The organism is Pseudogemmobacter sp. TB195, from assembly GCF_058313095.1.
This window is the reverse complement of sequence record NZ_JBZEGG010000022.1, coordinates 1-23,098: the sequence shown is the minus strand read 5'-3', so window position 1 is coordinate 23,098 and position 23,098 is coordinate 1. Positions and strand designations below refer to the sequence as shown.

General features: G+C 62.4%; 28 protein-coding genes and 1 tRNA gene. 9 read left to right on the top strand and 20 right to left on the bottom strand.

Going from position 1 to position 23,098, the window contains the following annotated elements; genetic code table 11:
* Window positions 1–28 precede the first annotated feature (28 nt).
* The 3 genes from hydA to AC4FS3_RS20300 are packed head-to-tail and all read right to left on the bottom strand — an operon-like array spanning window position 29 to window position 3,289.
* A complete protein-coding gene (gene hydA, locus AC4FS3_RS20310) occupies window positions 29–1,480 on the bottom strand; it encodes a dihydropyrimidinase (RefSeq protein WP_491022055.1) in 1,452 nt (483 codons plus the stop codon).
* A 13-nt stretch (window positions 1,481–1,493) separates the two neighbouring features.
* On the bottom strand, window positions 1,494–1,982 hold the full coding sequence (locus tag AC4FS3_RS20305; protein ID WP_491022054.1) for a hypothetical protein: 489 nt from the start codon (window positions 1,980–1,982) through the stop codon (window positions 1,494–1,496).
* A gap of 17 nt (window positions 1,983–1,999) precedes the next feature.
* On the bottom strand, window positions 2,000–3,289 hold the full coding sequence (locus AC4FS3_RS20300) for a Zn-dependent hydrolase (protein WP_491022053.1): 1,290 nt from the start codon (window positions 3,287–3,289) through the stop codon (window positions 2,000–2,002).
* Between the two features lie 123 nt (window positions 3,290–3,412).
* Here AC4FS3_RS20300 and AC4FS3_RS20295 point away from each other — a divergent pair, with 123 nt between their 5' ends.
* Complete coding sequence (locus AC4FS3_RS20295; RefSeq protein ID WP_491022052.1) at window positions 3,413–4,057, top strand: TetR family transcriptional regulator C-terminal domain-containing protein; 645 nt, start codon at window positions 3,413–3,415, stop codon at window positions 4,055–4,057.
* Window positions 4,058–4,151: 94 nt separating this feature from the next.
* Window positions 4,152–4,457 carry a hypothetical protein gene (locus tag AC4FS3_RS20290; protein ID WP_491022051.1) on the top strand — a complete coding sequence of 102 codons (306 nt, stop codon included), beginning with the start codon at window positions 4,152–4,154 and terminating at the stop codon, window positions 4,455–4,457.
* Between the two features lie 217 nt (window positions 4,458–4,674).
* On the opposite strand, the gene preA is transcribed toward AC4FS3_RS20290, so the two are convergent.
* The 3 genes from preA to AC4FS3_RS20275 all read right to left on the bottom strand — a co-directional run bounded on the left by preA (window position 4,675) and on the right by AC4FS3_RS20275 (window position 8,097).
* The gene (gene preA, locus AC4FS3_RS20285; RefSeq protein ID WP_491022050.1) at window positions 4,675–5,976 is read right to left on the bottom strand and encodes an NAD-dependent dihydropyrimidine dehydrogenase subunit PreA; all 1,302 of its coding nucleotides are present in this window, start codon (window positions 5,974–5,976) and stop codon (window positions 4,675–4,677) included.
* Between the two features lie 126 nt (window positions 5,977–6,102).
* Complete coding sequence (locus tag AC4FS3_RS20280) at window positions 6,103–6,639, bottom strand: DedA family protein (protein ID WP_491022049.1); 537 nt, start codon at window positions 6,637–6,639, stop codon at window positions 6,103–6,105.
* Between the two features lie 141 nt (window positions 6,640–6,780).
* The gene (locus AC4FS3_RS20275) at window positions 6,781–8,097 is read right to left on the bottom strand and encodes an NAD(P)-dependent oxidoreductase (protein WP_491022048.1); all 1,317 of its coding nucleotides are present in this window, start codon (window positions 8,095–8,097) and stop codon (window positions 6,781–6,783) included.
* 337 nt (window positions 8,098–8,434) lie between these two features.
* On the opposite strand from AC4FS3_RS20275, the gene accB reads away from it, so the two are divergent.
* From accB to aat, 3 genes are read left to right on the top strand one after another with little or no spacing between them, the layout of a single operon-like run.
* A complete protein-coding gene (gene accB, locus AC4FS3_RS20270; protein WP_491022047.1) occupies window positions 8,435–8,929 on the top strand; it encodes an acetyl-CoA carboxylase biotin carboxyl carrier protein in 495 nt (164 codons plus the stop codon).
* A 9-nt stretch (window positions 8,930–8,938) separates the two neighbouring features.
* Window positions 8,939–10,294: an acetyl-CoA carboxylase biotin carboxylase subunit gene (gene accC / locus AC4FS3_RS20265; RefSeq protein WP_491022046.1), complete on the top strand. Its 1,356-nt coding sequence runs from the start codon at window positions 8,939–8,941 to the stop codon at window positions 10,292–10,294.
* A 24-nt stretch (window positions 10,295–10,318) separates the two neighbouring features.
* On the top strand, window positions 10,319–10,966 hold the full coding sequence (gene aat, locus AC4FS3_RS20260; protein WP_491022045.1) for a leucyl/phenylalanyl-tRNA--protein transferase: 648 nt from the start codon (window positions 10,319–10,321) through the stop codon (window positions 10,964–10,966).
* Here the strand turns inward: aat and AC4FS3_RS20255 are convergent.
* From AC4FS3_RS20255 to AC4FS3_RS20230, 6 genes are all read right to left on the bottom strand, one after another.
* The gene (locus AC4FS3_RS20255; RefSeq protein WP_491022044.1) at window positions 10,906–11,325 is read right to left on the bottom strand and encodes a DUF2155 domain-containing protein; all 420 of its coding nucleotides are present in this window, start codon (window positions 11,323–11,325) and stop codon (window positions 10,906–10,908) included. The two genes, aat and AC4FS3_RS20255, sit on opposite strands and share 61 nt — an antisense overlap.
* A complete protein-coding gene (gene mlaD, locus AC4FS3_RS20250; RefSeq protein ID WP_491022043.1) occupies window positions 11,325–11,807 on the bottom strand; it encodes an outer membrane lipid asymmetry maintenance protein MlaD in 483 nt (160 codons plus the stop codon). Before mlaD ends, AC4FS3_RS20255 begins: the two co-directional genes overlap by 1 nt.
* A 40-nt stretch (window positions 11,808–11,847) precedes the next feature.
* Window positions 11,848–12,225: an NADH:ubiquinone oxidoreductase subunit NDUFA12 gene (locus AC4FS3_RS20245; RefSeq protein ID WP_198837247.1), complete on the bottom strand. Its 378-nt coding sequence runs from the start codon at window positions 12,223–12,225 to the stop codon at window positions 11,848–11,850.
* 216 nt (window positions 12,226–12,441) lie between these two features.
* Window positions 12,442–13,707, bottom strand: a complete 1,266-nt coding sequence (gene clpX, locus AC4FS3_RS20240; protein WP_283178112.1) for an ATP-dependent Clp protease ATP-binding subunit ClpX — start codon at window positions 13,705–13,707, stop codon at window positions 12,442–12,444.
* Between the two features lie 202 nt (window positions 13,708–13,909).
* Complete coding sequence (locus AC4FS3_RS20235; protein ID WP_092897993.1) at window positions 13,910–14,542, bottom strand: ATP-dependent Clp protease proteolytic subunit; 633 nt, start codon at window positions 14,540–14,542, stop codon at window positions 13,910–13,912.
* Window positions 14,543–14,665: 123 nt separating this feature from the next.
* A complete protein-coding gene (locus tag AC4FS3_RS20230) occupies window positions 14,666–15,988 on the bottom strand; it encodes an ATP-binding protein (protein ID WP_491022042.1) in 1,323 nt (440 codons plus the stop codon).
* A 15-nt stretch (window positions 15,989–16,003) separates the two neighbouring features.
* Between AC4FS3_RS20230 and AC4FS3_RS20225 the strand changes: the two genes are divergently transcribed.
* From AC4FS3_RS20225 to AC4FS3_RS20215, 3 genes are all read left to right on the top strand, one after another.
* The gene (locus AC4FS3_RS20225) at window positions 16,004–16,948 is read left to right on the top strand and encodes an MBL fold metallo-hydrolase (RefSeq protein ID WP_491022041.1); all 945 of its coding nucleotides are present in this window, start codon (window positions 16,004–16,006) and stop codon (window positions 16,946–16,948) included.
* Between the two features lie 80 nt (window positions 16,949–17,028).
* A tRNA-Asn gene (locus tag AC4FS3_RS20220) sits at window positions 17,029–17,103 on the top strand.
* 641 nt (window positions 17,104–17,744) lie between these two features.
* The gene (locus tag AC4FS3_RS20215) at window positions 17,745–18,257 is read left to right on the top strand and encodes a hypothetical protein (protein ID WP_491022040.1); all 513 of its coding nucleotides are present in this window, start codon (window positions 17,745–17,747) and stop codon (window positions 18,255–18,257) included.
* A 138-nt stretch (window positions 18,258–18,395) separates the two neighbouring features.
* On the opposite strand, the gene AC4FS3_RS20210 is transcribed toward AC4FS3_RS20215, so the two are convergent.
* From AC4FS3_RS20210 to AC4FS3_RS20180, 7 genes are all read right to left on the bottom strand, one after another.
* Window positions 18,396–18,899 (bottom strand): hypothetical protein, encoded by a 504-nt coding sequence (locus AC4FS3_RS20210; protein WP_491022039.1) that lies wholly within the window; start codon window positions 18,897–18,899, stop codon window positions 18,396–18,398.
* A gap of 235 nt (window positions 18,900–19,134) precedes the next feature.
* Window positions 19,135–19,446 (bottom strand): hypothetical protein, encoded by a 312-nt coding sequence (locus AC4FS3_RS20205; RefSeq protein WP_491022038.1) that lies wholly within the window; start codon window positions 19,444–19,446, stop codon window positions 19,135–19,137.
* A 131-nt stretch (window positions 19,447–19,577) separates the two neighbouring features.
* Window positions 19,578–19,805, bottom strand: coding sequence for a hypothetical protein (locus AC4FS3_RS20200; RefSeq protein ID WP_491022037.1), 228 nt, complete (start codon window positions 19,803–19,805; stop codon window positions 19,578–19,580).
* A complete protein-coding gene (locus tag AC4FS3_RS20195; protein WP_491022036.1) occupies window positions 19,802–20,083 on the bottom strand; it encodes a hypothetical protein in 282 nt (93 codons plus the stop codon). Before AC4FS3_RS20195 ends, AC4FS3_RS20200 begins: the two co-directional genes overlap by 4 nt.
* 1 nt (window position 20,084) lies before the next feature.
* Entirely contained in the window at window positions 20,085–20,621 is a 537-nt protein-coding gene (locus AC4FS3_RS20190) for a lysozyme (RefSeq protein WP_491022035.1), read from the bottom strand.
* Between the two features lie 130 nt (window positions 20,622–20,751).
* The gene (locus tag AC4FS3_RS20185) at window positions 20,752–21,228 is read right to left on the bottom strand and encodes a hypothetical protein (RefSeq protein WP_491022034.1); all 477 of its coding nucleotides are present in this window, start codon (window positions 21,226–21,228) and stop codon (window positions 20,752–20,754) included.
* Between the two features lie 69 nt (window positions 21,229–21,297).
* Window positions 21,298–21,432 carry a hypothetical protein gene (locus tag AC4FS3_RS20180; RefSeq protein WP_491022033.1) on the bottom strand — a complete coding sequence of 45 codons (135 nt, stop codon included), beginning with the start codon at window positions 21,430–21,432 and terminating at the stop codon, window positions 21,298–21,300.
* Window positions 21,433–21,630: 198 nt separating this feature from the next.
* On the opposite strand from AC4FS3_RS20180, the gene AC4FS3_RS20175 reads away from it, so the two are divergent.
* Window positions 21,631–21,858: a hypothetical protein gene (locus tag AC4FS3_RS20175; protein ID WP_491022032.1), complete on the top strand. Its 228-nt coding sequence runs from the start codon at window positions 21,631–21,633 to the stop codon at window positions 21,856–21,858.
* 312 nt (window positions 21,859–22,170) lie between these two features.
* Here the strand turns inward: AC4FS3_RS20175 and AC4FS3_RS20170 are convergent, their stop codons facing one another.
* Window positions 22,171–22,482, bottom strand: coding sequence for a hypothetical protein (locus tag AC4FS3_RS20170; protein WP_491022031.1), 312 nt, complete (start codon window positions 22,480–22,482; stop codon window positions 22,171–22,173).
* Between the last annotated feature and the right edge of the window lie 616 nt (window positions 22,483–23,098).

Below are 23,098 nucleotides of genomic sequence, written 5' to 3'. Positions count from 1 at the left end.
AGTTCGGTGAAAACTTTACAACCGAGGCTTACACACCCGTGACCGGGATGCTGCCCCGCTGCACCGGGCGCGGCGCGGTGAGGTCTTTCCACTGCGTATAGGCACGGCTGACCGACCCGCGCGGATCGCGGGCGACGAATTTGCCATGCCCCTCGGCCGATGTCAGCTGACCATCCGTCACCGCCACATGCCCGCGCGACAGCACGTAGCGCGGCAAGCCGGTAACCTCCTGCCCCTCGAAGACGTTGTAATCAATGGCGGATTGCTGGTTCGCCGCCGCAATCGTTTTCGTCTTTTCCGGATCCCAGACCACCAGATCGGCATCGGCCCCGACCAGCACTGCGCCCTTCTTCGGGTAGCAGTTCAGGATCTTGGCGATATTCGTGGAGGTCAGCGCGACAAATTCATTCATCGTGATCCGCCCGGTGCGCACCCCATGGGTCCAGAGCATCGAAAGCCGGTCTTCGAGCCCGCCGGTGCCATTGGGGATCTTTGTAAAATCGCCCAGCCCGGTGCGCTTCTGCGCAGTGGTAAACGCGCAGTGATCGGTCGCGACGCAGGACAGTGATCCCGAGGAAAGCCCCGCCCAAAGACTGTCCTGGTGCCGTTTGTTCCTGAATGGCGGCGACATCACGCGGCGCGCGGCATGGTCCCAGTCCTGGTTGAAATACTCGCCCTCATCCAGCGTCAGATGCTGGACCAGTGGCTCGCCCCAGACACGTTGCCCGGCCTGGCGCGCGCGGCGGATCGCCTCATGTGCCTCTTCGCAGGAGACATGCACGATATAGACCGGCACACCCGCCATATCGGCAATGGTGATGGCGCGATTGGTGGCCTCGCCCTCGACCGCGGGGGGCCGCGAATAGGCATGGCCCTCCGGCCCGGTGGTGCCTGCGGCCATCAGTTTCGTCTGCAGTTCCGCGACGAGATCGCCGTTTTCAGCATGTACGAACGGGATCGCGCCCAGATCGGCGCAGCGCGAGAAGGACGCGAACATCTCGTCGTCATTGACCATCAGCGCGCCCTTATAGGCCATGAAATGCTTGAACGAGTTGATGCCGCGATCCGCGACCACTTTCATCTCATCAAAGACCTGTTCACTCCACCAGGTCACCGCCATATGGAATGAATAGTCGCAATGCGCCCGCGCGCCCTTATTGTCCCAGAGCTTCAGCGCATCCATCAGCCCCTGGCCAGGTGCTGGCAGCGCGAAATCGACCACCATCGTGGTGCCGCCCGCCAGCGCCGCACGGGTGCCGGAGTCGAAATCATCCGCCGTATAGGTGCCCATGAACGGCATCTCGAGATGGGTATGCGGATCGATCCCCCCCGGCATCACATAACAGCCGGTGGCGTCAAGAACCTTGTCGCCTTTCAGCCCATGCCCGATGGCAATGATCTGCCCCGCCTCGATCAGCACATCCGAGACATAGCTCAGATCCGCCGTAACAATGGTGCCGCCTTTGATGACCGTGCTCATGATCTTCTCCCTGTTATTGTCCCGCACAAACCGGATCGGCCAGCGCCTCGCGCAGCCCCCCGGCGGCGAAATCGAATTCGGTTCCGACCTCTTCCCCCATGACAGTCAGGATGACGCCGGCGCTGTTTTGCAGCCGCTCCACCGAGTCCGGGCCAAGCGCGGTGAAATAGCTGCCGCCGGCATAGGGCATCTCGTTCAGGTCGATGCTGTCGCCATCGGCAAGACCAAGGCGCGCGGTGATCGCGCTGCCAAAGGCCGCCTCGCCTGCGGCAGAATAGCGGATGGTGCGATTGCCACCCTCATCGGTCCAGCAGGACAGATAGAGCCCGTTCCCGACCGAATCCCGCAGATAGGCCTCAGAAAATTCGGCCTCGGAGCGCTCGACCACGACCGGGCGCGAGCCGCCACCATCCGCCAGATATTGCAGCTGCCAGCCTTCCGCCGCCGCGGCCGTGCCCATAACAGCCAGCAGCGCCGCAAGGATCACCGGAGAAGAATTCATGTCTCAGCCTTTTCTCTTCACGCCACGACCTGCGCCGTTTCCAGCACGGCATGGAGAAGCACATCCGTTCCCGCCGCCGCCCATTCCGGGCTGATCGCCTCGGCCTCATTATGCGACAACCCGCCCTCACAGGGGCAGAAGATCATCGTGGTCGGCGCCACGCGCGCAATCCAGCAGGCATCGTGGCCCGCACCCGAGACGATGTCGCGATGACTGTAGCCCAGCTTGTCAGCCGCCCGGCGCACCGATCCGACCAGATCCGGGGTAAAGGTCACCGGGTCGAAATGGCCGACCGCCTCGACCGCGCAGCCAACGTCAAGGCCCGCGCAGATCTTTGCGGCACCGTCCTCGATTGCCGCCCGCATCCGGTTCAGCTTTGCCAGATCCACGGTGCGGATATCGACGGTGAACACCACCACGCCCGGCAGCACATTCCTTGAATTCGGTGCGAACCGCACCTGACCGACGCCGCCCACCGCATCAGGCTGGTTCGCCATCGCGACTTCCTGCACCAGCTCAAATATCCGCGCCATAGCGAGGCCTGCATTCTTGCGCATCGCCATCGGGGTCGAGCCGGTATGCGCATCGCGCCCGGTCAGGGTGAATTCAAGCCACCACAGCCCCTGGCCATGCGTCACCACGCCGATATCAACGTTTTCCGCCTCGAGGATCGGCCCCTGCTCGATATGCAGCTCATAATAGGCGTGGATTTTCCGCGCGCCGGTCTGCTCCTCCCCAAGCCAGCCGATCCGCCGCAGCTCATCGCCAAAACGCTTGCCGTCAGGGTCCTGGCGTGACCAGGCATGATCCTGGTCGATGACACCTGCGAAAACGCCCGAGGCCACCATAGCGGGCGCAAACCTGGCGCCTTCCTCATTCGACCAGTTCACCACCGTGATCGGATGTTTCGTGCGGATCCCGAGATCATTCATCGTGCGAACGGCCTCAAGCGCGCCCAGTACTCCCAGAACCCCGTCATATTTGCCGCCCGTTGGCTGGGTATCGAGATGGCTGCCCATGAAGACCGGCTCGGCCTCCGCCTCCTCGCCGGGGCGGGTAAAGAACATATTCCCCATCTGATCGACGCCCATGATCATGCCGGCGGCCTCTGCCCAGGCGCGGAACAGATGGCGGCCCTCATTATCCGTATCGGTCAGCGCCTGGCGATTATTGCCCCCAGCGACGCCCGGCCCGATCCTGGCCATCTCCATCAGGCTTTCCCACAGCCGTTCGGAATTGATACGGAGGTTTTCACCGGCGCCCGTTCTGGCGCCTGTTCTGGCCCCGATTCTGCTGGTGTTGGCCATCATGTTCCCGTCCTGCTGTGGTGTCAGCCAGAAGCCAGCACAGCCTGACCACATGGTCAAGAATTTTCCCCGGATGCGCGACAGAGGTTTGACCGAATGCCCCGCGCCTGATTTAAAAACCTTATGGAGAACCAGACCGTCCGCGCCCCGCGCCGCAGCCGTATCCAGCAAAAGAACCGCGAGACCATCCTCGCGGCGGCGCTGGAGGTGTTTTCGGCGCAGGGGTTCCGTGGCACGACGCTGGACCAGATCGCGCTTGAGGCCGGGCTCTCGAAACCCAATCTGCTGTATTATTTCGGATCAAAGGAAGAGATCCACCGCGACCTGCTGACCGGGCTGATGACCTCCTGGCTGGAGCCGCTGCGGGCAATGCGCGACGACGGTGACCCGCTTGCCGAGATGCTGGGCTATATGCGCCGCAAGCTGGATCTGTCACGCGATTTTCCCCGCGAAAGCAGGCTCTTCGCCAATGAGATCCTGCAAGGCGCGCCCCGTATTTCCGAGGTGATTCAGGGGGAATTGCACGATCTGGTGCAGGAAAAAGCGCGGCTGCTGGCGCGCTGGATGGATCAGGGCCGGATCCGGCGTTCGGACCCGGTGCATCTGATCATCTCGGTCTGGGCGCTGACCCAGCATTACGCCGATTTCGAAAGCCAGACGCGCGCGGTGCTGGGCGCGGGGCACGATCCCTGGTCCGAGGCCGCGAGCTTTCTGGAAACCCTCTATCTGCGGCTGTTATCGCCACAGCCAGGCATGCCCGTCCTCTGAAAGACCGATAAAAAGCAAGACATTACCTTCTAGGGAGATGCGCTGATCTGTGTCAGGCTTTTCGGGTGGGGCTTTCTATCGTGGGGTGACGGTTATGGGATTCATTTCCGCCGTCCGGCCTGTCATGGCGACCGTAGAACCGGTTGCGAATGCCCAGGCCGGGACTTCTGCCGGATCTGCTCCGGCATCACAAAGCGGCAGCCGTGCTTCGGCCGCCGCCGCAAGCGAGATCGCGCGTCCGGTGGCTCAGGCCTCGGGGGCCAACAGTTCAAGACCGCCTTTGACCGATCAGAGCCTGCTCTCCGAAGCCGCGCGCGACAAGGTCGAGGCCGCGCAGCGAGCCTATATGATGACGCTCCGCGCGGTCGGGGTGAACCCGCTGGCAAACCGGGTGCCCTGAGCGACACAGGCAAACCGCGACCTCCCCGGCGCGCTCCGATGGCCCAGGGGCCCCAAACGGCCCACGCGCTGCGTCATGTGCCTCTGCCGCACGCAGGGTCGCGCGTGATCTTTTGCTGCGAAACACTGGCTGCACGCCAGGCCCGCCGGAACAGGCTTTCCTGACCGGAGAGTGGCACCGAACCGACATCTGCGGACGGCACCACTGCCCGTTCCGCCTATTCTGCCGCCGGGCGCGAGGACGGGTTGTTCGGATGCGTCGTCCAGTTCGCGTAATCGCCGATCACAAGCCCGGTGCGCGGATCGACGGAACCCTTCGCCATCGGCTCCATCGTGATGCAATTCTCGACCGGGCAAACATTGACGCAAAGATTGCAGGCGACGCATTCATCGTCTTTTACGGTGAAGACACGCCCCGGGCCCATCGCAATCGCCTGATGGCTGGTATCCTCGCAGGCCGCATAGCAGCGGCCGCATTTGATGCAATCATCCTGGTTGATATGCGCCTTGGCGACGTAATTCAGGTTCAGATATTGCCAGTCGGTGACATTAGGCACCGCGCGGCCGCGCAGCTCATCCAGCGTCATTCCCTTCTCATCGAGATATTCGCTGAGGCCCGAAATCAGCTCCTGCACCACTTTGAACCCATAGGTCATCGCCACCGTACAGGCCTGCACCGTGCCACAGCCAAGGGCGATGAACTCTGCCGCATCGCGCCAGGTGGTCACGCCACCGATCCCCGAAATTGGCAGGCCCGCAGTTTCCCGCGACCGCGCGATCTCGGCCACCATATTCAGCGCGATGGGCTTCACCGCCGGGCCGCAATAGCCGCCATGCGAGCCCTTGCCGTCGATCATCGGCTCGGGCGAGAACGTGTCGAGATTGACCGAGGTGATCGAATTCACCGTATTGATCAGGCTGACCGCATCGGCACCGCCGCGTTTGGCGGCCTCGGCCGGCAGCCGGATATCGGTGATGTTGGGCGTGAGTTTCACGATACAGGGCATGCGCGAATGCTGTTTCACCCAGCGGGTCACCATCTCGATATAGTCCGGCACCTGGCCGACGGCAGAGCCCATGCCGCGTTCCGCCATGCCATGCGGACAGCCGAAATTCAGCTCGACCCCATCCGCTTCGGTATCCTCAATCTTCTTCAGGATGTCTTTCCAGCTTTCCTCATCGCAGGGCACCATCAGCGAGATGATCAGGGCGCGATCCCGCCAGCGGCGGCGCACTGATTTGATTTCATCCAGATTGACCTGCAAAGGCCGGTCGGTGATCAGCTCGATATTGTTGAGCCCCAGCAGACGCCGGTCGGCGCCCCAGACTGCGCCATAGCGCGGGCCATTGACATTGACCACCGGCGGGCCATCGGCCCCGAGCGTCTTCCACACCACACCGCCCCAGCCCGCCTCGAATGCGCGCTCGACATTATATTCCTTGTCGGTCGGCGGCGCCGAGGCCAGCCAGAACGGGTTGGGCGAGCGGATACCGAGGAAATTCGTCGAAAGATCAGCCATTTGAGCCTCCCTGGAGATGAACGGCTCTGGGCCGCCTCTGGTGTCTGGGAACAGGTTTTGCGCAAGAAAAAGGCGCGGCCGGATGCAGATCCGCCGCGCCGTGAGATGTGGTGCAGGAAAGGGCGTTCAGCCGAAGAGCCAGCCCCAGGCCCAGCTGATGAGCCAGCCGCCGACCTCGCCGAACTTCAGCACGACCCCGGCCCAGGTGATACAGCCGAGGATGTTCCAGAAGGCAAAGCGCGGCAGCGTCATGCCGCTCATCCCCGCCATCAGAAAGACCACCGGACGCAGCAGGGTGGCGAAGTGACCCGCGAAGATCGTCACCGGCCCCCAGCTGAGAAACGCCGTGTTCGCCTTCGCCTTCCATTCCGGATGGTCGCGCATTGGCCGCATCTGCAGAATAGACGCGCCGTAGCGCCAGCCCAGCCAATAGGAGAAGAACGAGCCGGCCATTGCCCCGATCGAGGCCCCGATCCACAGCGTCGTGAAGTTCAGGATTCCATTGGCCGCAAAGGCACCCACGCCGACCATGATCGCCGTCGAAGGGATCAGGATCGACAGAAATGCGGTGGTTTCGGCGGCCGCGAAGACCAGCATGATCCAGGGGGCAAACGCATGATGGCGCTCGATAAAGTCGATTATCTGGTCGATCAGATCGGTCATGGTGCCTCGCTGGTTGCGAGACCTTTGGACGAGAAAAACCCTGGGAACAAGACCAAAGCTCCGGCGCGCTGTCGCCGTTACGAAAACTTCGCGTAAGAGGCCCTGACCGCATCGCGATGCCACTTTGCTGTGCAGCCATGATCACAGCCCCGAGAGCTGGCGATGGATCGAGAGCGCGGCGTCACGGCCTTCGGCCACGGCTGTCACGGTCAGATCCTCGCCTCCGGCGGCGCAATCGCCCCCGGCCCAGACCTGCGCCGGCGCAGTGTCGATCTTGCCGCCCTTGACTGTCACCCCATCGGGCAGACCGGTGAGGCGCTGGCCGATGGCGCGCAGCACCTGATCGGCTTTCAGCGTGAAGGTCTCGGGCAAAAGCCGCAACCCGTCGGGCCCGTCTTCGGTATAGGCGAATTCCACCGCCTCGGCCCGGGTCTTGCCGATCACCCGCAGCGGCGCCGCATTATGGATGATTCGTACGCCTTTGCTGGTGGCGTGATCCTGTTCATGTTCGGATGCCGACATTTTCTCCTGGCTGCGGCGATAGACAATGGTGACGTTTTCCGCCCCCAGAAGCCGCGACTGCACCGCCGCATCCACCGCCGTCATGCCACCGCCAATCACCACCACATCCCGCCCGACCGGCAGCGTCGAGAGATCATTTGCCTGGCGCAGATCTGCGATGAAATCGACCGCATTGCTGACGCCTTCCAGATCCTCGCCGCCGGCGGAAAGGAGATTGACGCCCTGCAGACCGATCCCGAGGAACACTGCATCATAGCTCTGGCGCAGCTCGGCCAGCGTGATGTCACGGCCAAGCTCCACCCCGTTGCGCAATTCGATCCCGCCGATCTGCAACAGCCAGTCCACCTCGGCCTGCGCGAAACCGCCGGTCGATTTGTAACTCGCGATGCCATATTCATTCAGGCCGCCCGGCCGGGGGCGGCGCTCAAACACCACGATATCATGGCCCAGCATCGCCAGCCGATGCGCACAGGCGAGCCCTGCCGGCCCTGCCCCCACCACAGCCACGCGCCGCCCCGTGGGCGTCGCGCGCTGGAACGGATGCCCCTTCGGCATCGCAAAATCCGTGGCAAACCGCTGCAAACGGCCGATTTCGACCGGTTTGCCTTCGGCCACCTCGCGCACACAGACCCCTTCGCACAAGGTCTCGGTCGGGCAGACGCGGGCACAGATGCCGCCAAGGATGTTTTGCGACCAGATGGTCTTTGCCGCAGCATCCGGTGTGCCGGTTGCGATCTGGCGGATGAAAAGCGGGATATCAATCGAAGTCGGACAGGCCGTCATACAGGGCGCGTCATGGCAGAAATAGCACCGGTCTGCGGCCACCCTCGCCTCATGCACGTCGAGCGCCGGCAGGTGATCGAGAAAATTGCGGTCATATTCCTCGGCTGGCAAACGTCCCGATGCGATACCGGGGGTCAGCGGGCTGTTGCTCATCGCACAAGACCTCTCTGTTGGGGGATGGTGGCTGGTTTCGGCTCTTCCTGGGCTTCATCTTCCGGGTTCAGCGTCTCACAGGTCGCAAATTTTACCAAATGGAAAAATTTAAAACCCTGCCCAGGCTGCGGGCCGCAGGCGCGCAGCTGAAAAAAGCGCCAATCAGCGCCTCGGGCCCGGGGTGATGGATCGGCGCTTTTCTCTGGTGAATGGCTGCCCTATAAGCGGAGATCAGCAGAAACGGGGCCTTGTGAGCGCTGACAGTCGCGCCCATATCCGCCCCGTTCAATCAGGTGCAACAAAGTCAACAGGCGATGAAACGCCATCAGAGGACGGCATGAGCAAACATTCTTCCGACGCAGACGTCGCATTCATCTCGGCACTCGCCGAGCTTCTGAACAAGAACGAGCTGACGGAGATCGCCGTCAAACGCGAATATGGCGAAGATGACAGCCTTGATGTCCGGGTCGTCAAACAGGCCAATATCGTGACCACGGCTGTTGCCGCGCCGGCGCCGGTCTATGCCGCTGCCCCCGGGGTCGCCCCTGCAGCCGCACTGACCGCAGCCCCGGTTGCCTCGGAAGATCCGACCCAGCATCCGGGCGCGGTCACCTCGCCCATGGTCGGCACGGTCTATCTCTCGGCAGAACCTGGTGCTGCGCCCTTCGTCACCGTGGGCGCTCAGGTCAAGGAAGGCCAGACGCTTCTGATCATCGAAGCGATGAAGACGATGAACCATATCCCGGCGCCGAAATCCGGCACGGTAAAGCGCATCGTCGTCGACGACGCGGCGCCGGTCGAATTTGGCGCGCCCCTGATGATCATCGAGTGAGGCCATCGGATGTTTGAAAAACTCCTGATCGCCAACCGGGGCGAGATCGCGCTACGCGTGATCCGGGCCTGCCGGGAAATGGGCATCAAATCGGTCGCGGTTCATTCGACTGCCGACACCGATGCGATGCATGTGCGGCTTGCGGACGAATCCGTCTGTATCGGGCCGGCGGCCTCTTCGGGGTCGTATCTGAACAAGGCGGCGGTGATCTCGGCCTGCGAGATTTCCGGCGCCCAGGCCGTGCATCCGGGCTATGGCTTCCTGTCGGAGAATGCCGATTTCGCCCAGGCGCTGGAAGATCACGGCATCACCTTTATCGGCCCGACCGCCCAGCATATCCGCATCATGGGCGACAAGATCACCGCGAAAGAGACCGCGAAAGAACTGGGGATCCCGGTGGTTCCCGGCTCGGATGGCGGCGTGCCGGATTACGAGACCGCGCAGCGCGTGGCCAAAGAAATCGGCTATCCCGTGATCATCAAGGCCACCGCCGGCGGCGGCGGGCGCGGCATGAAAACCGCGCTGACTGAGGCCGATCTTGAGATTGCCTTCCGGACCGCCAGGTCCGAGTCAAAAGCCGCCTTCGGCAATGACGAAGTCTATATCGAGAAATACCTGCAAAAACCGCGCCATATCGAGATCCAGGTCTTCGGGGATGGCAAAGGCAATGCGGTCCATCTGGGCGAGCGCGACTGTTCACTGCAGCGCCGCCACCAGAAGGTGTTCGAGGAAGCGCCCGGCCCGGTGATCACGCCGAAACTGCGCGCCGAGATCGGTAGAGTCTGTGCCGATGCGGTCGCGAAGATCAATTATATCGGCGCCGGCACTGTCGAATTCCTCTATGAGGACGGCAAGTTCTATTTCATCGAGATGAACACCCGCCTTCAGGTCGAACATCCGGTGACCGAATTCATCTATGGCGTCGATCTCGTGCGCGAACAGATCCGCGTCGCGGCAGGCCTGCCGATGTCCTTCGTCCAGGCCGATCTGGAAGTGAACGGCCATGCGATCGAAGTGCGCATCAATGCCGAGAAACTGCCGAACTTCACCCCTTCTCCGGGCCGGGTGAAGACCTTTCACGCGCCGGGCGGGCTTGGGGTGCGGATGGATTCGGCGCTCTATGGCGGCTATTCGATCCCGCCCTATTACGACAGCCTGATCGGCAAGCTGATCGTCCATGGCCGCGACCGGCCCGAGGCCCTGGCCCGTCTGCGTCGCGCGCTTGGCGAGCTGGTGGTCGACGGGATCGAGACCACGGTGCCTTTGTTCGAGGCGCTGCTGAATGAGCCGGATATTCAGAGCGGGGATTACAATATCCACTGGCTGGAGAAATGGCTCGCGGCCCAGCTCGCCCCGCGCGACTGACCGGCCCGATGACAGACCGGCCTGATGTCTGAGATTACGCCGGAGCTCCTGCTGCACGCCTATGCGGCAGGAGTTTTCCCCATGGCGGAATCGCGCGACGATCCCGAGATCCACTGGGTCGATCCGCGCAGGCGCGGAATTCTGCCGCTGGACGGGTTCCATATCTCGCGCAGCCTCGCGAAAACGATCCGCCGCGCGCCCTGGCGTGTCTCGGTCAATGAGGCGTTTCGCGATGTGGTTCTGGCCTGTGCCGACCGCGAAGAGACCTGGATCAACCCCCATATCCTCTCGCTTTATCAATCGCTTCACGAGATGGGCTTCGCCCATAGCCTTGAGGTGCGCGAAGGTGACGCCCTGGTCGGCGGCGTCTACGGCGTCAGCCTCGGCGCGGCGTTTTTCGGTGAAAGCATGTTCTCGCGCCGGACCGATGCGTCAAAACTTGCGCTCGCTTACCTGACGCACCGGCTGCGGGCCGGTGGCTATCTGCTGCTCGATACGCAATTCATCACGCCGCATCTGGCCAGCCTTGGTGGCGTCGAAATCCCGCGCGCCGCCTATCACGAACGCCTGCGCGAGGCCCTGGGCCATACGGCCAGCTTTCTCCCGACGGGTTACTCGCCCTCGCCCTCTTCGGTCTCTTCCGGCGTCTCGATTGTTTCGGGCGGCTTATAGCCCGGCACGATGCAGCGCAGCACCCAGACGTCATAGCGCGGGTGATCCATCGCGGACAAAGCCGGTGCCGAAGCCAGCATCCAGCCCGAAAACACCGGGTCCTGGCGGCTGGAATCAAGAATGGTCAGATGGGCTTCGGCCTCGGCGGCCGGGTTTTCCTGGGGGTAGCGGCACTGGTTCAGCTGGATCGTCAGCCGCCCATTGGTCGCCGCCTGGCCGCGCGACAGCTCCAGATCACCGGTGCGCCCGGTCAACGTATCAAGCCAGCGGATCTCGGCGCCTTCGCCTTCTGCAAATCCCTGCGTGAAAGCAGGGCCACCGGCGCAGACCAAAAGTAAAGCCAGAGCCCGCCGCCGCATCAGCCGCCATCCGCCGGCGCTGCCGCGCCGCTGTCAGAGGAGCCGCTGCCCACGAATTTCAGCAGGAGCGAAATCAGCGAAACCGAGCCCTGGGTATCCTCGATCTCATCGCCCGGGCCCAGCACATCCGCCATACCGCCCGGCTGGATCTCGACATAACTGCCACCCAAAAGCCCGTCCTGCGAGATCAGGATCGCGGAATCAGTCGGCAGATCGATGCCCTGCCGCATCGAGATCGTGGCATCGGCGAAAAAGGTCACCGGATTCAGCTCAAGCTTCGTGATCGTGCCGACCTTCAGCCCCGCGAGGCGGACATCCGAGCCAACCTGGATCCCGTCCACGGCGCGAAAAGACGCGGTCAGCGGATAGGTCTGGGTGGCGCCAAAGCCACGCCCTGCCCCATTCGCCGCCCATACGGCAAAGCCGATCCCGACGGCGAGCACAGCGGCCCCGGTCAGCACTTCCGCAACAGAATGGCTCATATGCGAGACCTCACCCTGACACCTGGCTCGCGCGACCCCGTCATTCGGGCGCCCAGGCCTCGTAATCCTTGCGCTCTGCCGGCACACCGCGACGGATCGAGCCGGGCGGCGCATAGGCCAGATCAGAGCCCGAGAGATTCTCGCTATGCGGCTTTTCCCAGGATTTATGTTTCAGCGGCGCCTCGGTCGGCGGCTTTTCCCAGGTGTGATGCAGCCAGCCATGCCAGTCGGGCGAAACCCGGCTTGCCTCCATCTCGCCATTAAAGATCACCCAGCGTTTCTTACCGTCTTTCGACTGGTAAAAGACATTGCCCTGATCGTCCTCGCCCACCTTCACCCCGTTTCTCCAGGTGAAGAACCTCGTGTTCAGCGTCTCGCTGTTCCACCAGGTCAGAAGGCTGAGCAGGAACTTTTTCATACCTGTTTCTCCGGGCATATCTTCGTCCCCCCATATGAACCAGCCATCACCAAAGGTCCAGAGCCAGCGCGCCGCCTCCCCGCTCTGCCGCGCCGTTCCGCCTTTCATCTGTCTGAAAATATCCCCGCCGGAGGCATCCGCAGTTGCGACAGCCGCAACAACAGAAAAAGGGCGCGCCGTCCCCGGCACGCCCCCTGACTTTCACCGACCAGTGCCTCAGGCGCTGGCGGCCTGCTTTTTCTTGTTCGGCGTTTCGGTATGGACCAGCAATGGCACCGCCTTGCCGCCGACCACTTCCTCATTCACCACAACTTCCTGCACGCCTTCCATGCCCGGCAGTTCGAACATGGTATCAAGCAGGATATCCTCCATGATCGAGCGCAGGCCACGGGCACCGGTTTTGCGCTTGATCGCGCGCTGCGCAATCGCCGACAGCGCCTCGGTGGTGAAGGTCAGCTTCACATTCTCGATCTCGAAAAGTCGCTGATACTGTTTCACCAGCGCATTTTTCGGCTCGGTCAGAATGGTGACCAGCGCCGCCTCGTCGAGGTCTTCCAGCGTTGCCAGAACCGGCAAGCGACCGACGAATTCCGGGATCAGACCGAATTTCAGCAGATCTTCCGGCTCCAGCTCTTTGAAAAGCTCGCCGACACCGCGCTCATCCGGGCCTTTGACCTTGGCGCCGAATCCTATCCCCGACCCTTTGCCGCGCTGCGCGATGATCCGGTCGAGACCGGCAAAAGCGCCGCCGCAGATGAAGAGGATATTGGTGGTGTCGACCTGGAGGAATTCCTGCTGCGGATGCTTGCGCCCGCCCTGCGGCGGCACCGAGGCAACCGTGCCCTCCATGATCTTCAGAAGCGCCTGCTGCACCCCCTCGCCCGAGACGTCGCGGGTGATCGAGGGATTGTCGGACTTGCGGGTGATCTTGTCGACCTCGTCGATATAGACGATGCCGCGCTGAGCACGCTCGACATTATATTCCGAAGCCTGCAGCAGTTTCAGGATGATATTCTCGACATCCTCGCCGACATAGCCGGCTTCGGTCAGCGTCGTCGCATCCGCCATCGTAAACGGCACGTCAAGAATGCGCGCCAGCGTCTGCGCCAGCAGCGTTTTCCCGGTCCCGGTCGGGCCGATCAGCAGGATATTCGATTTCGACAGCTCGATATCCGTTTTCGACGAATGGTTCAGGCGCTTGTAATGATTGTGAACCGCGACCGAGAGAACCCGCTTGGCATGGGCCTGGCCGACCACGTAATCGTCGAGAACCTTGCAGATCTCGCGCGGTGTCGGCACGCCCTCGCCGGTTTTCAGCCCCGAAGTCTTGGTCTCTTCGCGGATGATATCCATGCAAAGCTCGACGCATTCATCACAGATGAACACGGTCGGTCCGGCGATCAGCTTGCGGACCTCATGCTGGCTTTTGCCGCAGAACGAGCAATAAAGCGTGTTCTTGCTGTCGCCCGAATTGGTGGCCATGCGTAACCCTTTGCAGTCGCCGCGCGGATAACGCGGCCATTTCAGTGCAGAAGTCTAGGACAGGTCCGAAACCTCCACAACGCCAAATCGCCCAAGGATGGCCCGCTCCCGGGCCAATCTTCACATCGCTGTCATTCTGCGGTCACGGCAGGCGATAAACCTGCCGCGCCGGTGCCAGAAATGATTCTTCCGTGGCCGGTTCTCACTTGGCGAGATCGTCGGCCTTGCCGCGCTCGGCCACGATCTCGTCGATCAGCCCCCAGGCTTTTGCCTCTTCGGCGGTCATGAAATTGTCGCGCTCCAGCGCGTCTTCGACCGTTTTCAGATCATTGCCGGTATGTTTGACATAGATCTCGTTCAGGCGCCGCTTCAGCCGTTCGGTGTTGCGGGCGTGAATCAGGATGTCGGTCGCCTGGCCCTGGTAGCCGCCCGAGGGCTGGTGCACCATCACCGAGGAATTCGGCAGGCTGAACCGCATGCCCTTTTCGCCGGCCTGCAAAAGCAGCGAGCCCATCGAGGCCGCCTGGCCGATCACCAGCGTCGAAACCTTCGGGCGGATATATTGCATCGTGTCATAGATCGAGAGACCCGAGGTCACCACGCCGCCGGGGCTGTTGATATACATCGAGATTTCCTTGGTCGGGTTTTCCGCCTCAAGGAACAGAAGCTGCGCACAGATCAGCGACGACATGCCGTCATGCACCGGGCCGGAGAGGAAGATGATCCGCTCCTTCAGCATGCGCGAATAGATGTCATAGGCGCGCTCGCCCCGGCTGGTCTGTTCGACGACCATGGGGACCAGCGTGTTCATATAGTGCTCAACGGGATCGCGCATCGGGGCCTGCCTCTTCAGTTCAAAATCTGTGTTACTGCCGTAAAGTTTCCGGAATCTTAGTCATGCGGCAGAGGGGCTGCAAGGGAGGGCTCCCACCTTTCCCCGCCGCATCGCGGCTCGCGACTAGCGGCGCAGCCGCATCTCGGCCCTGAGCCCGCCCAGATCCCTGCCTGTCCCAAGCCAGAGCGCACCGCCATGGCTCGCCGCAATATCCGCGGTGATCGAAAGGCCAAGCCCGACGCCGCCGCCCTGGTTGGGGTCACGCGCGCTGCCGAGCCGGGTGAAGGGCTGCACCGCTTTTTCCCGCTCGGCCTCGGGAATGCCGGGGCCATTGTCTTCCACCGTGAAGACAAGGGTATGAGGCGAAAAGCTCAGGCTGACCTGCGCCTTGCTGCCATGGCGCAGCGCATTGCCCAGCAGGTTCTCAAGCGCGCGATGCACCCCCTGAACCCGCAGCTTCGCCCGCCGGGACACTCCGGTCACAACAAGATCCGCCACAGTGCCGCCGCCGCGCCGGGCGGCCTGGATCACCTCGGCCGCGATGGCGGCGGGGTCGCACTCCTCCTCCCCTTCGGTCGCGTCGCCGCGCACGAAGGCGAGGAACTCATCCACGAGGCGCTCCATCTGGATCACATCGGCCTGGAGATCGCGGCTGTCCTCATCTTCCGGCATCAGCGACAGCGCCAGCCGCATCCGGGTCAGCGGCGTTCTGAGATCATGGCTGACGCCCGAGAGCATCAGCATCCGCTGTTCAATCTGGCGCTCGATCCGGTCGCGCATCTCGACGAAAGCGCGCCCAGCTGCCCGCACTTCCAGCGCGCCGCGCGGCCGGTAAGCGATGCGCTCGCCGCGCCCGAAGGCCTCTGCCGCCTCGGCCAGTTTCGCGATCGGGCGCAGCTGCCGGCGCAGGAAAAAGAACGAAATCACCGTCATCAGCACCGAGGTGAGGACCATCAGCACCAAAAGCTGATGCGGATTGGTCGCAGACATCCGCCGGCGCGCGATATCGGCCTGGATATCGCCGAAAGGCGTTGCGATTCTGGTGCGCACGATCCGGTCATCGCCCGAGACATCGGCCGCGCGCATCTCGGGGATCTCGGCATGGAGGGTCTCGACAATTGCCTGGCCGGAAAAATCGAGGATCGCGACCGAGTCGTCGATCGGCGCAAACGGGCCTGGCGGGAAGGTCACCGTGATCTGCAGCGGTCCGCCGACCGCATCGGCCCGCGCCCGCGCCTCTTCCGCGCTGCTTCCGGCGGCGAAGTCCTGCAGGAGATAGGCGAGATCAATCGCCACGCCACCCGTCATCTGGCGCGTCACCCCCTCATAATGGCGCTGGATGAAAGCCATGGACACCACCAGCTGAATGATGACGATGGGCAGCACCAGGATCAGGGCGGCCCTGCCATAGATCCCGCGCGGAAGCAGATGTTTCAATGTGATCATGCGAAGAGGCTAGAGATGTCGCCCGAAGAAGAAAAGCCACCCGTGCCGGCCGCGCCTGTCGGCGCGGCAGCTGGCGAGACAATCGGCGAGACAGCGCTTGCCGGACTGCCCCTGCGCCGGGTGCTTGCGGATAATCCCGGACCGCTGACCGGGCCGGGCACCACGACCTGGCTTGTCGGTCACGGTGTGGTCACGGTGATCGACCCCGGCCCGGCCTTGCCCGCGCATCTGGAGGCGATTGTCGCCGCCCTGGACCCGCAGGAGAGAATCGCCGCCATCCTCGTGACGCACCCGCATCTGGATCATTCGGCGCTTGTGCCGGATCTCGCCCGCGCGACCGGCGCCCCGGTTTACGGCTTTGGCCCTGCCGGATCGGGCCGTTCTCCGGCGATGCAGGCGCTTGAGGCAGCCGGCCTGAGCGGTGGCGAGGGAATCGACCGCAGCTTCGCGCCGGATATCCGCCTCGCGGATGGCGCAGAGTTTCAGATCGGATCCGAGACCTTTCGCACCCTCCACACCCCCGGCCACAGCGCCGAGCATCTGAGCTTCGCCTGGCGCGGCGCGCTGTTTTGCGGCGATCACATCATGGCATGGGCCCCGAGCCTCGTCTCGCTGCCCGATGGCGATATGGGCGCCTATATGACGTCACTGCAGCGCCTCGGCGCTGAAAGCTGGACCTGCCTCCTGCCCTGCCACGGCGAGGTGATTGACGATCCCGCCGCAAGAATCGCCGCGCTGATCGACCACCGCCTGAAGCGCGAGGCGAAACTCCTTGCCGCCCTCACCTCGCACCCGATGAGCCCGGACGACCTCCTGCCCGTCGTCTACGCCGATACGCCCAAGACCCTCTGGCCCGCGGCAAGACGCAACCTTCTGGCCCATATCGCCGATCTGACCAGCCGCGAGCAGGTCACAACCACCGCCTGGCCCGGCTCCTCACCGCTGGTAACCGCCCGATGACGCAAAAGAATTTTTTCGCGTGTTTTTCTGGTTTTGCCTCTTGCCGCCCCAGAATCCTCTGGCTATACGTCGCCCCATGTTCCGGCGTAGCTCAGCGGTAGAGCAGTTGACTGTTAATCAATTGGTCGTAGGTTCGATCCCTACCGCCGGAGCCATAAATCCCTAGTGGATACAGCTACTTAGAAAAGACCTGCCTTCGGGCGGGTCTTTCTCGTTTTGCGCCGGGTAACATCTGGGGTAACAGTCTCGCCCCACTTGGATGACTTCACGCCAGGCAGATCCCCTGCCCCAGTGATTGACGAATCGAGAATCAAGCACAACCCTTCGGGGTTCGGCTTGGCATGTCCATTGTGAACGCTCCTGATTGTGCAGGTCCGCCGCGATCTCCTGAAATCCCAGGGCATTCGCCCCGTCCACCATGGACAGCGATCGCTCCCCCATTCTGGGGAGTGAACCCCGATGTCGGGGTCAGGTCTAAGGCTGGCGGAGGAATATGACGCTGCGCAGGACCGGGGGGAGGTTCGCTCAAATGGTGAGCGTGGAAAAGCTGTTGGCAACCACAACGGCTTTTCTGAACATGCTACCGCCGCCGACCTTGGTATCCGCCGCGACGAAATCCACGAGGCCCGCAAGATGCGGGACGCAAGAAACGAAAAGAGCCGCCCACGGCATCCCGGGGCGGCTCTGTGCTTCAACGGTTGAGAATTAGAACAGTCCCCTCCGATGACTCGGAACATCTGAGCAACCCAGCGATTGAGGGCCATCGGCATCCCGCCGACAGACAGGATGGCACACAATGAAAGCTCACATCAGAATACTGTGCGGCGCCGCCGCAGTTGTTTTAACGGCCGCTTCGGCACAGGCGGATTGCAGAGCAGAGTTGGCCGCACTGGGCTACAGCCCTGATGCTGGCACGACTGGCCAAGGCATTTCAAAGGACGGAACGCTCGCGCCACTTGAAACCGGCGACAACGAGGCATCCTCCGGCGTTCAGTCTACCGACTCATCGATGACTGAGGCTCACCCGGAAGCGGACGGCAGCACCGGATCGGCCGAAGGCATCGCCAAGGATGGCACCACGGCTCCCCTTGAGACCCCGGACGACCTGGCAACCTCAGGCGATGATGCGCAGGCTCAACAAGAGGGCGAGCCCACTGCTGCGGAAACAGCCAACGCCGACGACGCTTCGGGTGAAACTGCCGAAAGATCTGAGGCACATATGGCAGCGGTAGAGAAAGCCCGTGCTGCCCTTGCGGCCGGCGACGAAGCTGGCTGCATGGCTGCTGTCGAACAAGCAAAGAACTCCTGACACCTCGTCGGCTAGTTCAAAAATTCAAGACTGCCTTGCGGGACAAGCAGTTATCAACGGCTCCGAAGCTATTTCTATAGCTTCGGAAACTCACGCAACGCCCAACACCCGGCGGGCTTCTTTATGCGCCATGTCATGTCAGGCGTCATCCTCGGGCAGACTGGGCTCTTCCACCTCGCTGACCGCCCTCATAAGGCGCGCGGACCTGTTCTGCCCTGGCACGGGATCGAGGGTCAGTCGTTCCAGCGCGCGCTGGTATTTCTCGAAGCGTTCCTGATCTTTAGTGGATGGTTCGGCAATCCGTGACCGGCTGGAATTATCCATCAGATCCAGTATCTTCACCGCTCGCCCAAGCGGGTCAATGGCCGCGCGCGCGATGAAGGCGGTATAGTCCTCGCCTTCGCGTCTGGTCACCGCGTCCAGTGCTGACACCTGCACAACAGTCAAACCCTCGAGCCGCAGATCATCAAGCGTCCAGCTGCTGTCCTCCACCACATCATGCAAGACGCCCACGATCCTCTCATCCTGAGTGGTGGCCGCGAGCATGACCCGGAGGGGATGCAGGATGTACGGCTTCCCCGCCCTGTCCAGCTGACCGGCGTGGGCGTCAACTGCAATCTTGATGGCGTGATCCAGATCCATAGCGTCAGGTTGCCTGCTCGCTCTGCTGCTGGCAATCGGCCTGATGATCGAGCCGCCCGCGATCCCGCCGCGCCGGGTTGAATGATGGTCCGCTCGCCTCTTCATCCTGAACATGCGGCCACGGAACTGACGGCCCGAACACCTCGGGCTTTGCCTTCACTGTCTTCATGACATCCTACCTCGAAAGCGGCGGCGAGAGGACCCCGCCGCCGACTACCTGTTGGATCAGGGCATATCAGCGCTGTTGCGGCTGACGCGGCTGGTCGTTGCCGGGTTGTTTCTGGCCCGGGTTCTGCTGATCCTGCTGGCGTCCGGGCTGACGCTCGTCATCACGCGACGGATCAGTGGACTGCGGATTCGCAGGGTTGGTTTTGTTCGGATCATTCGGGTTGTTCGGGTTGCCCATGACACTTCCTCCCATGGAGTGATTGATATGCTGAGCTACGGCGTCCAGCGCATGTTCAACCTGCCGGCTTAGGAAATGTTCCGGCGGTTGCCTGCTACGTTTGAGCCCCACCGCACCCCGCACGGCGCCGATCAGCGCCATCTCACCGACACCCCGCATCGACCAGCGCGATCAGCCGGGCCCCGCTCACCACCGCCCGGTCATCGATCGATACCGCCAGGGCCGCTGCATGATCGGCGCGCGCCTTCCGCGATCCGTCGCAGATGGCCCCGCTATTTGGTGTCGGGCGGACGCACGCTGAGAGCAGAGCGCAGCACATGAGGATCGTCGGAAATTTCAGCATCGGCCTTATCCATCTGTTGCCTGCCGCGCGCATAGGCCTCTGCGGCCTCCAGCGCGGTCTGTTGCTTTGCGCTCGCCCTGCCCCGCAGCCAGACCGCCAGCAGGGCCAGCAGCACGGCGACGGGCTTCCAGAGCCAGCGGAGGATCGCGCGGATCACGGGCGTGCCCTCGGGTTGGTGGTATAGGGCCGCGCCGATCCGGCCCGCTGCTGCGCGATCACCAACGCCAGCAAGGGGGCGAGCCGCAGCATCCAGTCCTCGATCACCACGGGGTCCCCGCCGAACAGCCAGCCGATGAGCGAGGCCACTGGCGGCACAAGGCCGGGATCAGAGGCGACGGCCGACACGATGTTGACGGCGAGATCCATCACGATCAGCAGCGAGGGCAGGATCCCGAGCCAGAAGCTGCGGGTCCAGAGAATGAAGATCGGGCGCATGTCAGGATCCTTTCAGCGCATCGAGGCAGAGACGTTGCTCATCGGCGCGCCGGTTGGTCAGACCCCTGACCACCTTGCCGCCAGCCTTGTTCCATTTCGGGAGTTCATTGCAGGCCGCCCGCCAGTCGCCGGCATTGGCCCGCTTTGCCAGCGTCGAGCTGCAGGCCGCGCCCGCGCCGACATTGTAGGCCCAGCTGATCAGCGCAACCTGGACGCCTTGTGGCTGCTGCGGCAGAGCCGGGACGCATTTGGCCAGTTGCGCGTGATACCCGGCCAGCGAGGCGCTGAGCATGTCGAGGCATTGCTGCGGTGTGTAGCGATCGCCCTGCTTCACGCCCTTGGTCTCGCCGTAGCAGACAGTCCAGACAGCCGGGACAGCGATGCGGTCGAGATAGGCCTCGGTCCGCTCGCCCTCCCAGGGCGCGACGAACACTGCGGCTGCGGCCAGCACCGCGGCAAGGCCGGTGCCAGAGGATTTCGGGCGCGCACGGAAAAGCGCACCGATCCGGGCCAGAAGCCCGGTCAGGAACTGGATCATGTCGATCTCCATGATGGATGTGAAAAAGCCCGGCGCGGCGGCCGGGCAAGATGAGAAGAGGATTGCGCTTCAGGTGTGGCGAGCGTCAGCTATGCGGACAAAGCGGACGGTCGCGCGTATTCGCAACAGATCAGACAGCCGTCGAACCACTAAACTCAGGTGGCCGGATTGTAACCACATCAACCGTATGATCGAGCGTGATTATCTGGAAGTGCAGTAGGGGGTCATTGTCGTAATATATTTCCGCCCAAGTGCTGGTCCTAACAAAATTCAGGAAAGGCGACTGGCTCAACTGCCTAACCCTTCCATTGTGCGTATCCACTACCACATCCGCGTCAGATGGCTGCCAGAACATTTCTTCCGTTACGGCATATGAAACGAAGTCCAAGAATTTAAAGACATATCGCCTGCTCTCCGGTCGGATTTCGAGGGAGCGGACGCCCTCTATTGGTCCAACATCTACCAAGTCTTCTCCGGTGATGGCTTCAGCGATCACCACCTCCAGCAGGCGCTGATTGTGGAGCTGAACGGATGCTGTTAGAATCTTCCATCGGGAGTTCAGATGAATGATATCGGGGCTCTCAAAACTGAAGTTTTCTTTGGGCATCAATCCACCAGATCAAACGTCACCAAGATGCTACGCGGCCCGCCGAGTGGCAGCAATGGGCTCTTCGCGTCACCCCTTCCGGCTGGCCCACCGCTCGACCATAGCCCCGGCGCCACGCGGGCCGAGATAGGACAGGACCGCGATCAGGCCGACAGTGACCTCGCGCGACAGGCCCATGCAGGCGCTAGAGGCGTCACCGGCCATTCCCCACAAGGAACTGGACCATGTCGTTCTCCGAGATGGATGTGAAAAGGCCCCTCCGGATGGTGGACCTCTGGGTTGTGATCGGCGGAAAATTGCAAACACGCTCTACTTCCGGTTGCGACACCCCGAGGGCTGGAACCACAATGTCGAGATCAGCGTTTGGGCTGCAAATTCATCAACACGCGTGTGGTAGGATCCATGGCTTATAGCTCGACCGACATGGTAATCAGGTTTTTGCCGGCCATGAGGCTACGGGCCTTAGAACACTGCGGCTCCCTTGATCAGGCGGATGATCTGGTGGCGCGCGCACTGACCCGCGCGATTGCCGATGTCGATGGATTTTCAACCTGGCGCTACGTCGAGCCTTGGCTGCTGTCACATTTAGATGCTGAAATTGCCGCTGAGACCTTAAGCCCACAGCACTGAGTGGCTTGACTGCCCATCACACACTATATTGTGGCGGTACACCTTCTTTGAAGGAACTTCCCTTAAAGCCGCTTGTTCTGTACCTTGGTCAACAAGGAACCAAGGATCAGAGTCGTGACTAACTACTCGGATGACAAGCGCGACAGAGCATTGATGATACAGATTGAGGAAAACCTCAGTCTCTTAGGCGCCCGCGATCTTGGTCCACCACCCGCACGCCTGGTCGCCCTAGCCGAAGAACTCGCGAGAGTGCTGTCGCAACGATTACCAAAAGAATAGCGCTGGTGCCGCAGTGGTGAGGTCGGCGGGCGCTCACGGCCTCGGCTGGAACTTCTCCAACTGAGCCTCAATCCGACTGATGCCCCCCTGAATAGCGCGCAGGTCACTCGACTGCGCGGCTTGGGCAATCTCAACGGCGCGGATCCTCGCCTCATAGCCGGCGGCCTGCGCGTCGCGACTGGCTGTCTTCGCAGCGATCGAGGTTTCCATCACCGCAACCTTCTCCGCCAGCTGTGTCTGCTTGCTGACCACTGTATTCCATGCAGTGACGGCGCCGATCAGCACAACGGCGATGGTGACGATGTTGCCGAGGCTGATCTTCGGGTCGTATTCCAATTTTGCCACAAGCGCCTCCTGCGCAAGGAATGAGGTTGATTTCGCTGATCACTCGCGCGAAGATTGAGGCGGTTCTGCTGGCGTCAACATCAGAAACCGACCCTACTGCCCCGCCCTTTACCCGGCGGGGCATTTTCATTTGGAGAATCGCCTAAAGGTTGTAGTGTTAGGCACCGCGCAGCCGGGCCGGAGGCGCGATAGACCGGCGGCATTCCTCAACCCCCAACCTGAGCCGCCGCCGGTCACCCTTTCGCCTTACGGGGGTGATGCGCCTTGCACCAATTGGGTTGCGTGTGACGCTGAGGGCCGTTTAGCATCAGGGCGCCATTTAGCTCGTGGGGAGCATCTGGCAGACCGGTGTCAGGGCTAGTTGCTGCATCCAATGTCAGGCACCGGTCACTTTCTTCCGGAACCAGATCCCAAGCTGCTCGTTCTGGCAGCGCCTGACTTCCGAGCAGAAGCGGGCGGACCGGCGAGGTCCTTTCAGCCCTAGCCCTCGCCGGTCAATTTCCCCGAACAGCATCGCGGCGATCACCGTCGCCCATATAGCGGCCCCGCCGAGGATCGACGGGGCCAGCACGTCAGGTATTGGGGAGTGCGGGTGTCATTCGAACACCTGAGGGCA

Coding starts and splice junctions, on each gene's coding strand:
- AC4FS3_RS20225 (WP_491022041.1), top strand. CDS start 16,004: ATGTCGCCCGAAGAAGAAAAGCCACCCGTGCCGGCCGCGCCTGTCGGC.
- AC4FS3_RS20275 (WP_491022048.1), bottom strand. CDS start 8,097: ATGAGCAACAGCCCGCTGACCCCCGGTATCGCATCGGGACGTTTGCCA.
- aat (WP_491022045.1), top strand. CDS start 10,319: ATGTCTGAGATTACGCCGGAGCTCCTGCTGCACGCCTATGCGGCAGGA.
- AC4FS3_RS20245 (WP_198837247.1), bottom strand. CDS start 12,225: ATGAAAAAGTTCCTGCTCAGCCTTCTGACCTGGTGGAACAGCGAGACG.
- AC4FS3_RS20300 (WP_491022053.1), bottom strand. CDS start 3,289: ATGGCCAACACCAGCAGAATCGGGGCCAGAACAGGCGCCAGAACGGGC.
- AC4FS3_RS20235 (WP_092897993.1), bottom strand. CDS start 14,542: ATGCGCGATCCCGTTGAGCACTATATGAACACGCTGGTCCCCATGGTC.
- clpX (WP_283178112.1), bottom strand. CDS start 13,707: ATGGCCACCAATTCGGGCGACAGCAAGAACACGCTTTATTGCTCGTTC.
- AC4FS3_RS20305 (WP_491022054.1), bottom strand. CDS start 1,982: ATGAATTCTTCTCCGGTGATCCTTGCGGCGCTGCTGGCTGTTATGGGC.
- accB (WP_491022047.1), top strand. CDS start 8,435: ATGAGCAAACATTCTTCCGACGCAGACGTCGCATTCATCTCGGCACTC.
- AC4FS3_RS20215 (WP_491022040.1), top strand. CDS start 17,745: ATGAAAGCTCACATCAGAATACTGTGCGGCGCCGCCGCAGTTGTTTTA.
- AC4FS3_RS20180 (WP_491022033.1), bottom strand. CDS start 21,432: ATGGCCGGTGACGCCTCTAGCGCCTGCATGGGCCTGTCGCGCGAGGTC.
- hydA (WP_491022055.1), bottom strand. CDS start 1,480: ATGAGCACGGTCATCAAAGGCGGCACCATTGTTACGGCGGATCTGAGC.
- AC4FS3_RS20195 (WP_491022036.1), bottom strand. CDS start 20,083: ATGCGCCCGATCTTCATTCTCTGGACCCGCAGCTTCTGGCTCGGGATC.
- AC4FS3_RS20255 (WP_491022044.1), bottom strand. CDS start 11,325: ATGCGGCGGCGGGCTCTGGCTTTACTTTTGGTCTGCGCCGGTGGCCCT.
- AC4FS3_RS20295 (WP_491022052.1), top strand. CDS start 3,413: ATGGAGAACCAGACCGTCCGCGCCCCGCGCCGCAGCCGTATCCAGCAA.
- AC4FS3_RS20205 (WP_491022038.1), bottom strand. CDS start 19,446: ATGGCGCTGATCGGCGCCGTGCGGGGTGCGGTGGGGCTCAAACGTAGC.
- AC4FS3_RS20280 (WP_491022049.1), bottom strand. CDS start 6,639: ATGACCGATCTGATCGACCAGATAATCGACTTTATCGAGCGCCATCAT.
- AC4FS3_RS20290 (WP_491022051.1), top strand. CDS start 4,152: ATGGGATTCATTTCCGCCGTCCGGCCTGTCATGGCGACCGTAGAACCG.
- mlaD (WP_491022043.1), bottom strand. CDS start 11,807: ATGAGCCATTCTGTTGCGGAAGTGCTGACCGGGGCCGCTGTGCTCGCC.
- AC4FS3_RS20210 (WP_491022039.1), bottom strand. CDS start 18,899: ATGGATCTGGATCACGCCATCAAGATTGCAGTTGACGCCCACGCCGGT.
- AC4FS3_RS20185 (WP_491022034.1), bottom strand. CDS start 21,228: ATGCCCAAAGAAAACTTCAGTTTTGAGAGCCCCGATATCATTCATCTG.
- AC4FS3_RS20190 (WP_491022035.1), bottom strand. CDS start 20,621: ATGATCCAGTTCCTGACCGGGCTTCTGGCCCGGATCGGTGCGCTTTTC.
- accC (WP_491022046.1), top strand. CDS start 8,939: ATGTTTGAAAAACTCCTGATCGCCAACCGGGGCGAGATCGCGCTACGC.
- AC4FS3_RS20230 (WP_491022042.1), bottom strand. CDS start 15,988: ATGATCACATTGAAACATCTGCTTCCGCGCGGGATCTATGGCAGGGCC.
- AC4FS3_RS20175 (WP_491022032.1), top strand. CDS start 21,631: ATGGCTTATAGCTCGACCGACATGGTAATCAGGTTTTTGCCGGCCATG.
- preA (WP_491022050.1), bottom strand. CDS start 5,976: ATGGCTGATCTTTCGACGAATTTCCTCGGTATCCGCTCGCCCAACCCG.